The 6,338-nt window shown below is 51.1% G+C and carries 8 protein-coding genes and 1 pseudogene; 6 read left to right on the top strand and 3 right to left on the bottom strand.

Features of this window, described 5'->3' with window-relative positions; genetic code table 11:
* From AC2YIT_RS09290 to AC2YIT_RS09280, 3 genes and pseudogenes are all read right to left on the bottom strand, one after another.
* Nucleotides 1-344: pseudogene (locus AC2YIT_RS09290) on the bottom strand (hypothetical protein); the annotation flags it as partial.
* 141 nt (nt 345-485) lie between these two features.
* Nucleotides 486-1,058, bottom strand: a complete 573-nt coding sequence (locus tag AC2YIT_RS09285) for a hypothetical protein (protein WP_487279010.1) — start codon at nt 1,056-1,058, stop codon at nt 486-488.
* A 60-nt stretch (nt 1,059-1,118) separates the two neighbouring features.
* Nucleotides 1,119-2,348: a hypothetical protein gene (locus AC2YIT_RS09280; protein WP_487279009.1), complete on the bottom strand. Its 1,230-nt coding sequence runs from the start codon at nt 2,346-2,348 to the stop codon at nt 1,119-1,121.
* 399 nt (nt 2,349-2,747) lie between these two features.
* Between AC2YIT_RS09280 and AC2YIT_RS09275 the strand changes: the two genes are divergently transcribed.
* The 6 genes from AC2YIT_RS09275 to AC2YIT_RS09250 all read left to right on the top strand — a co-directional run bounded on the left by AC2YIT_RS09275 (nt 2,748) and on the right by AC2YIT_RS09250 (nt 6,321).
* Nucleotides 2,748-3,224: a hypothetical protein gene (locus AC2YIT_RS09275; protein ID WP_487279008.1), complete on the top strand. Its 477-nt coding sequence runs from the start codon at nt 2,748-2,750 to the stop codon at nt 3,222-3,224.
* A 73-nt stretch (nt 3,225-3,297) separates the two neighbouring features.
* Nucleotides 3,298-4,413 (top strand): hypothetical protein, encoded by a 1,116-nt coding sequence (locus tag AC2YIT_RS09270; RefSeq protein ID WP_487279007.1) that lies wholly within the window; start codon nt 3,298-3,300, stop codon nt 4,411-4,413.
* Between the two features lie 232 nt (nt 4,414-4,645).
* Entirely contained in the window at nt 4,646-4,984 is a 339-nt protein-coding gene (locus AC2YIT_RS09265; protein ID WP_487279006.1) for a DUF4134 domain-containing protein, read from the top strand.
* 15 nt (nt 4,985-4,999) lie between these two features.
* A complete protein-coding gene (locus AC2YIT_RS09260; RefSeq protein ID WP_487279005.1) occupies nt 5,000-5,467 on the top strand; it encodes a hypothetical protein in 468 nt (155 codons plus the stop codon).
* A gap of 58 nt (nt 5,468-5,525) precedes the next feature.
* Nucleotides 5,526-6,011, top strand: a complete 486-nt coding sequence (locus AC2YIT_RS09255; RefSeq protein WP_487279004.1) for a hypothetical protein — start codon at nt 5,526-5,528, stop codon at nt 6,009-6,011.
* Nucleotides 5,986-6,321, top strand: a complete 336-nt coding sequence (locus tag AC2YIT_RS09250) for a DUF4133 domain-containing protein (protein WP_487279003.1) — start codon at nt 5,986-5,988, stop codon at nt 6,319-6,321. The genes AC2YIT_RS09255 and AC2YIT_RS09250 overlap by 26 nt, the downstream gene beginning before the upstream one ends.
* Nucleotides 6,322-6,338 lie beyond the last annotated feature (17 nt).

Raw genomic sequence — 6,338 nt, 5'->3', positions numbered from 1 at the left:
ATATTGATCCGGTAGATGCCATAGAAATAGGCAGCAGCCAGAAGCGGCGCGACCAAAGCTGGTAGGAGAAAGCCGAAAAGGACTTGCAACCCAAGCCTTGTCCGGGGCGCGGTCTGCCAGCGGTAGCGCAGATGCAGGCGCCAGGTGACCTGCCAAACCGTGAAGATCAATACCAGGGCGATAATCATGCTGCACCATAAGGCGATGTGATAGCCCGGGCTGCGGATCGCGCGTGCAAAAGAGGTATCAACGCCAAACATGACAATGATGTGTGCTGCCAGCAAAGCGCCCAGCACAGGAATAATAAGGTCTTTGACCTTAATGCTTTGGAAAAACCTTCTCATAGAGTTGAAGGGGTAAGTGTATAGGAGTAAGGGTAATATCAGTAATGCAGTTGATAAACGCAAATGATGTTACCGGTTTTTTACTTGTATACACTTAGAACGGGCTCAAATAAAAAGCGCTCCGAAAGGAGCGCCGTTACATTAATGGTGGGGAAGATGCTCGGTTAAGGGCGGCAGGCTTTTGTCGTGCAGCGAATGAAAATGCTTGACATTGCCGCGAAGGTCTATGAAAAAGCAATGGACGTTAAGATGCACTTCTTTCCCTTTATCATCGACGGTTATCTTATGGACTTCCGAGGCGAGCGCCCTGGCAAAGTCGGTATGGCAGGCATACTCGCCGTCGGTATTGGCCTCGTCCCTTAGGAAACTTTTGTAAGCGCCACAGTCCTCATGTTCGATGATGTAGACGTCCCTGATCTGGTGAAGGTCGATAGCAAGCTGTAAATGATCATTCCATAATTGTTTCCAATGGACGTGTCCCGGGATCTTTTCCAGCTCGCTTTGGTCAAACCTTTTGGCAAGCCTGGGATTATCGACCTGGGTCATCAGCGAAGTACCGGCAAGGGCGAAGTGGTCATAGCGGTTGGTCAGGTTGTCGAAATGAAGAAACTCCAGCAGATTATCGGTGAGCCTCAGATCGATGCAACTGAAGACCAGCACATTTTTCCTGGGCAGGTGATAGAGCCCCCTGGGTGGATAATTAAAATAAGACATATTGCATAGTAATAGAACAGTGATGTTCAAAAGTACAGTTTGAAGAACAATAAAAAAACGCTAGGTAACCCTTTGTGCTATCAGAGCGGGTTTGTCTGTTATTTCAGAAGGGATTTTCTCAAATCCAGCGCTGTCAATCGGAGCGGGGCCAATTTTGGATTGGTAAAGTGCGCTCATTAGCTTGTAAAGCGCTTCATAAAGCCCGTCGATCTGCTCAATGCGGGAGTCGCTGGCGTTGCCCGCACGCATATCCAGGTTCTTGAATATTTTCTCGGCGCGGCTGAGCCATTTTTTTTCTTCCTTGGTTTCGGGTTTAGCCCATAGGGATTCAAAGGCTCTAAAAGTGATCACGTCCAGAGAATGGTCAGCTTGCTTGACCAGCATCAGGTCACCAATGGCTTGTTGCCAGTCGCGGTAGATCAGCGCTTGTTTAACGGATACTTCTTTGACAACGTCCGACACGTGGCCCGCAACCGTTGTGGCGGGTATGCCAAGGTTTTCCATAACGGTGATCAGCTCGCCGACAAATTCGGTCTGTTGACTTTTCTGCATATCACAAATGTACTCCTGTTGGTACAGGCCTTCATAGCGCTGGATCAGGTTATCAATTTCAACAGACAATTTCAAACCCTTGTCCTTATCTATCTTTTCAAATGGTGTTCCGGCGATAGCGCAAATGGATTTAGCCATGTACATTTCCACGTTTTGACCGTCAGCCAGGCATGCTTCGACTTTTTTCAGCGCCTCGTTCACTTCAAAAACTTCATGCGGGTTTCCCCTGACGGTCAGCGAAGACTCCAGTACTTTGAACGCCCTTGCCCAACCTAAAAGAACGCACAACCTGTAGACCGAACTTTTGTATTTGTAATCATAAAAACTGCTTTGGCTGGCCTGCGACCACAGGTAATGTGATCTGGTCCGGTATATCTCCCTTAACCGGTGACCCAAATGGGAAGCGGCGTAAAAAAGCTGGTATTTATACTTTGCAAACAAAAAATCCCTTTCCTTTTGTTTAGTCCGGTTTTCAACACGGCCCGGTATCCAGAAGTCTTTGAAATAAAATCCCAAAGCGACAGTGACCAAGGTCGTGCCTGCAACAATGAGCGCTGCCTGGACCGGGCTGTCTTCAATATGGAAGCCCGATTTTTTTGAAATAATGGTTTGCAAGGAATCGATATGGTGCCGCAGTAGTGCAAGAGAATCAATTTTTATCGGCGGTTTGGCCGCAGCTTGCGCGGAATCGAGCTTGCGGGCTAACACAGCCGCAGTGTCGTGTGCTGAGGGTGGCATAGGATTATTTTTCTGATCAGGGCTGGTTTACTGTTTGGAACTAAGATACAATTGTTTCGGGTGCTAATAAAATGTGACGGCAACAACCCGGCCAGCAATTTAGCTACCGGCGCATGGATTACCGGCAGTGACCGGCTCCGGCTTAACTGCCCCAAACTTTATGTACCGCTCTTTTAACAGTTCGTCCAGGCATTGTTAGTCTGGAAAACTAACAGATTTCCGAGCTATTCGATACATTTTCTGACGCATTCGGCGCCAAAGAGCCTTCACAAGCACGGTTCCGGCAATTTTTCTGCTCCCAAATTTTTTTCTGTTAGTCCATGTGCGGTAAGCAAAGAGCGGCTTGCGGCGGGCCACCTTTGTATCGTAATCAGAATCAAAAAACAAAACAGATAAACGATGCAGACAGCTATATCATGGAGCCAATTCGTTACCGGCGCGCTGATCGTGACCGTGCTTTATTACCTGGTCATCGGTTACCGGTACTGGTGGACGGATATCAAAAACCTTTTTGGGGGCAATTGGACAGTTGGCAAAACCGTGATGCGCCCGGCTGACCCGGCAGCGGCGGCAGCCCCACAAGAACAGGCACCGGAAGAGGCATCCGAACAAGCGCCGATGCAGGGGCTTTTCGACGACCTGGAAGAAATCATTTACGATCTAAAGACCGCTATCCAGGAAAAGAAAGGCGCTGACATCGACAAGGACACGCTGCTTTCGCATTTGCAGCAGCGGCTTGCCGGCTATACCGGGCTACGGAAGCCTGCGATCCGGATGGCGGTCAATCATTTTATTCAACAGGAGTCCCGCCAGGCGTGCGGGATCATCTTCTCCGAACAGGAGCTGGATACAGCCTGGGAGCAGGTTCCCGGCTAAGAAAGGCACACAGGGACGCCTGCGGCCTGTATAAATAACGCGGGAGTATCGATCATTTTTTCTCCAACACATCATGCAAAACAAAACCTATGTTGCCGCCTTTGCGGCAGTCGGGATCGGCATGTCCATGCTTTATTCCTGTAAGCAGACAGAGGCCATGGAGGCGGTAATACCGCTGACGAGCACAAGCAATGCCAGGATCGGCGCAGATGCCAGGGTAACCAATGGCTTTTTGTCCTTTTCCTCGCTGGAAAGCTTCAACCAGACCATGCAGGTATTGCATGGCAAGTATGAAAACGCGGCCGACCTAGTCCATTGGGAAAAGGCGTATAGCGAGCAGGGTTACTTGTCATTAAGGCGACAGTACGAGCTCATCGACGCGGATACTTCCGAGTTCCGCCGCGAGCCGACAGCAGATTCACTGATCAGGGCGGGCAAGCTGCTGGACTGTCCCGACGAGCGGTTTGCTTCGGTGCTCAGCAAGGACGGCTATATCCAGATCGCCGATACGGTTTACAGCTTTCGGCCGGATCAGAAGCAACCGCACGCATTCGCCGTTCCGGAACGCCATACCAAAGAACTTTTAGCTGGGAGCGACCCGCTAAGCCTTCCGGGGACCAAGGTGCACCGCATCGGTATCGACCTGATCCAGTTGCCCCAGTGGCCGGATGACTGGCATGTCAAAGATCCGGAGCCGATCGTGATCCCCAATTTCCCGATTTGCCAATACCCTTCGGGTTCTATGCCGCAATGGTGGGGCCAGTCCGGGGGCGACATTTTTCGAGGCAACGACGGTTGGGTGTTTCCCGAGCACAACGGGCGCCAGGTGAAGCTCAATTACGGGCGTTGGCGGGTCGGTTTCATTTTCTATGCGTCCACAGGCGTCCGGTTGAAAATGCTCAAACATACACGGTTTGCGGGTTGGCTAAGCAACACCTACGCCGAAGAAATGATCATGGATGCCTGCGTGAAGGGTAAGGTCTTTGTGCCCGGCTTGCCGCTGATGCAGTTTAACGAGCAAACCTCCCCGGCCTGGCCGTTCTTCGCGCGCCATACGGAAAACAAATTTGAAAAGACGCTGAAATGGACGGCCAATGGTTTTTTCAACGAGATCATTCTCGATCACTTCAACTTTCATTTCCGGGTCAACTACCGCGGCCGGATCGTAGAGCGGTATATCCGGCAGTAATCAAGATGAAATAAAGCAGTAAAGATATGGCGGGCGGCATGCTGGTGAGCATAGGCTGTGAGGAAAGGTATAGGCTGCCGTTCCGCCGACAAGGCCCCGGGGGGTGTGACAGGGTTTGGTTTGGTGAAGCAGAAAAGCCCGGGGCCCCTTCCTGTGCCTGCCTGTCCCGTAAGACGGGCGGGCCATAGGAAGAAATCAAGTGAGCAAGTTCAACTTTTAAATCAATGTGAAGATGGAAACAGTGAAAGGGAAATTGAAGGAAAAGTTTGTGAACAAATGCCGGTCTGCCGCCGCGACGGCGACACTGATGCTGTTCAGCCTGTATGTACATGCACAAGACGGGGTTAGTGGCTTGCAGGATGCCAATACGAAAGTACGCGGTTACTTTCCGACGGCTACCAAGCTGATGTATGCCTGCGGCGCGGTGCTCGGTCTGGTAGGTGCCATTAAAGTTTATACGAAGTGGAACCAGGGCGACAACGACACCTCAAAGGTTGCGGCCAGCTGGTTTGGCAGCTGCATCTTCCTGGTTGTGGTGGCGACGGTGATCAAAGCCTTCTTTGCGGTATAGTAAACTGAGGAAGCTATGGAAAAGTACATGGGCCTTCCGTTAGGAGCCGCAGGCCGGAAAGCCTTCGCAGAAGGCAGGCAGCTCCCAACGTTTGACATCGGCGGCACCGAGTTTATTGTCGATATAGCCCGCCAGGAGTTCCGTCAGAAAACAGATCCGTATAACCGGATCATTATGACGGATGTAAAGGAGCTGACAGGGTTCAGCATCCTTCCATACGATCCGCAGACCCAAAACCGGCATGTGGGCGAAAGTGCAGCGGGCAACCTGCCGCCACATGTGCAGCTGGTCATCGTGCCGCCGCTAAAGGACCTGGACCCGGTGGGGCTTGCACGCATACACGGTTTTGCCGATGACTACTACCACAGCGGTATGCGCAGGGAAAACGCGCTGACCACTTTACAAAGGGAGGATAACGCCAAGCATCAAAAACATGAGAGAGCCGAAAGAAAGCCCGGGCGCAAGCATAAGCGGGGCATTTAAAGGCGGGCCTGTACTGCCTAAGCAATGCCAATCATTTCACGAGTTTAAAACCAAAATCATGCAGCAACATTTAACAGAGCAGCTCTGGGCGCACATCATCGTAGATCACCCTGAGCTTATGAACCGGCTTAAAGAGAGCCATAGCGTAAATAGTTACCTGGAAGAAAAGGTAAACCGGATTATGCCTTACCTGGAAACATTGATCCAGGAAGGGTTTGCCAACCACGCGATCACGGAACTATGCGTGAAAGCGATGACCTTGGAGCTGGGGCCTTCACGCTACCGGTACCTGAGGTATATGCTCGAAGACGAGTTCCCGGATACCTACGAGCGGTATGCCAAAGAGGGCATTGTCACCTACGAGGTGATCAAAATGGTCGAGGCGTTTGCAGAAGCCTTCGAGGAGGTCGGTTTTAATGCCGATAATTATTACGAGGACGAGGTTTATAACCCGATCGCGGCCTTCATGGAATACTATCTCAGCACCCCGGAGCCAGCCGCTCCAACCCCGCAAAGCGATGGCCAGCCTCTATCAGATCAATAAGGGGATTAACCGCCCGATTGAATTTAAAGGATTGAAGGCACAATACATCCTGTATTTCGTACTGGGAGTGCTGGGCCTGCTGATGCTGTTTGCGATCCTTTACATCGCCCAGGTTAATTCCTATGCCTGTATTGTCATCGTGCTCTCACTGGGAGCAGCAATGACGGTGCAGCTGTATGCAATGAGCAACAAGTATGGCGAGCATGGGTTGACCAAGCTGCTGGCAAAAAGAAGGGTGCCCCGCACCATTAAACTGCGCAGCAGGCAACTGTTTGAGGGGCTAAGCCGGAAGGCAAACAAGAAAACATAGTGATCACGGCAAAATGT

The organism is Dyadobacter sp. SRI_021 (genome assembly GCF_057586235.1).
This window is presented reverse-complemented; position numbering and strand designations above follow the sequence as displayed.

Excerpts from the sequence above, each read along its gene's own strand:
- AC2YIT_RS09285 (WP_487279010.1), bottom strand. The coding sequence starts at position 1,058 with ATGTCTTATTTTAATTATCCACCCAGGGGGCTCTATCACCTGCCCAGG.
- AC2YIT_RS09280 (WP_487279009.1), bottom strand. The coding sequence starts at position 2,348 with ATGCCACCCTCAGCACACGACACTGCGGCTGTGTTAGCCCGCAAGCTC.
- AC2YIT_RS09275 (WP_487279008.1), top strand. The coding sequence starts at position 2,748 with ATGCAGACAGCTATATCATGGAGCCAATTCGTTACCGGCGCGCTGATC.
- AC2YIT_RS09270 (WP_487279007.1), top strand. The coding sequence starts at position 3,298 with ATGCAAAACAAAACCTATGTTGCCGCCTTTGCGGCAGTCGGGATCGGC.
- AC2YIT_RS09265 (WP_487279006.1), top strand. The coding sequence starts at position 4,646 with ATGGAAACAGTGAAAGGGAAATTGAAGGAAAAGTTTGTGAACAAATGC.
- AC2YIT_RS09260 (WP_487279005.1), top strand. The coding sequence starts at position 5,000 with ATGGAAAAGTACATGGGCCTTCCGTTAGGAGCCGCAGGCCGGAAAGCC.
- AC2YIT_RS09255 (WP_487279004.1), top strand. The coding sequence starts at position 5,526 with ATGCAGCAACATTTAACAGAGCAGCTCTGGGCGCACATCATCGTAGAT.
- AC2YIT_RS09250 (WP_487279003.1), top strand. The coding sequence starts at position 5,986 with ATGGCCAGCCTCTATCAGATCAATAAGGGGATTAACCGCCCGATTGAA.